The organism is Rhodopseudomonas sp. BR0G17 (assembly GCF_010907025.1).
GTDB lineage: Bacteria > Pseudomonadota > Alphaproteobacteria > Rhizobiales > Xanthobacteraceae > Rhodopseudomonas > Rhodopseudomonas palustris_H.
In genome coordinates this window covers 1-384 of the sequence record NZ_QUML01000253.1, presented here as the reverse complement: position 1 = coordinate 384, position 384 = coordinate 1, and the positions used below count along the sequence as shown (strand labels likewise).

Below are 384 nucleotides of genomic sequence, written 5' to 3'. Positions count from 1 at the left end.
GTTCAAGAAGCCGCAAAAGCCGAAGGTGACCCGGATCGCCGATCGCGGCGCCCGCCCGGCTCCGACGAGCGGGCCACGCCGCCCGCTGCCGGCCTGGCTGATCTTCATCGCGCTGTGCGTGATCGTGGTGGCGTGGAAGTTTCTGACCAAGTGAAGTTTCGGACCGAGTGAAGTTTCGGACCGAGTGAGAGCTCGTCCGCTCACCGCTGCGGCGGGCGCGGCGGTCGCACGGTCACGATCCGCGGACGGCGGCCGAACAGGCCGCCGATCCGGCGCAGCACTTGCACGGCAAACGTCGCGACGACCAACACCAAGACGACGAGTATCAGCAAGCGCGCGGCGATTTGGAACCAAGTGAGGCTATCAACCGTCATCTGCGGGACC

1 protein-coding gene is annotated in these 384 nt (G+C 66.4%); it reads right to left on the bottom strand.

Annotation, left to right across the window (positions count from 1 at the left end):
- Nucleotides 1-200 precede the first annotated feature (200 nt).
- Nucleotides 201-384 (bottom strand): hypothetical protein (locus tag DY467_RS26100; RefSeq protein ID WP_164639948.1); only part of this gene is annotated, 184 nt, incomplete at its 5' end.